This window comes from Pseudomonas sp. P5_B2, from assembly GCF_056400445.1.
In genome coordinates, this window is record NZ_JBFULH010000879.1 from 1 (window position 1) to 1,412 (window position 1,412).

Sequence of the window (1,412 nt, forward strand, 5' to 3'; positions counted from 1 at the left end):
CCGGGTGGTAGCCTTTTTTATGGGCGCCAATCAGCGTCCTGAATACTTCTCAACAAGCGGGTTATACAGGTCTAGGGTTGCCCCACAATTATAAAAAGGCACGCCGTAATGACCGCCATGACTCCGTGTCTGGACCGATCTGGATTTTTGCCCCGTCTTTCTTCGCATCACCTGTCGCGTGATCGCTTGAGCGAGCCGTTGCTGGCGTCGGCTGCGCGGGTGAAATTAATCTGCGCTCCCGCCGGCAGTGGCAAATCGGCGCTGCTTGCCGACTGCCTGTTGCAGGCGCCGCCGCAGTGCCGGGTGTGCTGGTTGCCTCTGTCGGGCGTCGCCATGAGCGTGGAGGGGTTTCGTCAGCGTCTGGCGGAGTCACTGGGGCTGGCGTCTTCGGAGGAGACTGCAATGCTCCGCGCACTGGCGCGTTTGCAATCGCCGACCTGGCTGTTTCTTGACGATTATTGCCGCGTGCCGAACCCGGAACTCGACCTGCTGCTGGATCGCATGCTGGCCGTCAGCAGCTCGATGTTGACCTGGTGGCTGGGAACCCGCCGTCGCCCGCAATGCAATTGGCCACGGTTGTTGCTCGATGACGAACTGTTCGAATGTGAGCGCTCCACGCTGGCCTTCAATCAAACTGAAATCGCCTCGCTGTTGCACCACTTGACGCCGGCCGATGCCAACACCGCCGCCAGCAAGATCATCCAGCGCAGCGGCGGCTGGTGCGCCGGGGTTCGTGTGGCGCTGCTGCAAAAGTGTGACTGGTCACGCAACGACTCGCTGCACGGTCGAGCGGACACATTGCTCGATTACCTCGAGCACGAACTGTTCACCACCCTGACTCCGGAATTGACCGAGGTCTGGCGGGTGCTCGCGCATCTGCCACGATTCAATGCGCGGCTGTGTGATCACCTGTTTGGCGCGGGTGAGGGCGCGCAATGCCTCAAGACCTTGCAGGAACTGGGGTGCTTTATCGAACCCTGGCAAGATTCGACCGACTGGCTACAGATTTTCCCGCCGCTGACGCAATTGATGCGTGATGAACAATGGCCCGCCGGGCGCTCCTGGCATCGTCGCGCGTGTCAGTGGTTCGCCACGGAACTGGACTGGAAAGCAGCCTTCGAACAGGCGTTGCTGGCTGAAGAATTCGAAGTCGCCGTGAGCCTGTTGCAACACTTCAGTTTCGAGCACTTGTTCGAGGAACAGACCGTCGTGCTGTTGTTGCGTTTGTATGAGCATCAAGGCGCAGAGCTTATGTTCGGCTCACCGCAACTGGTCGGGTTGATCACGGCGGCCTCGTTGTTTGCCGGACGATTTGAACAAGCCGCCGAGTGCATCGGGCAGTTGTCGCGATTCATGCCGCAGCCGTCGGCGGTTTTGCAACAGCAACTGATTGCTCGCTGGCAGGCCCAACA

1 protein-coding gene is annotated in these 1,412 nt (G+C 60.0%); it reads left to right on the top strand.

Annotated elements, in window-relative coordinates; translation table 11 throughout:
• Positions 1 to 108: 108 nt before the first annotated feature.
• Positions 109 to 1,412 (top strand): winged helix-turn-helix domain-containing protein (locus AC1DRJ_RS27665; RefSeq protein WP_477804948.1); only part of this gene is annotated, 1,304 nt, incomplete at its 3' end.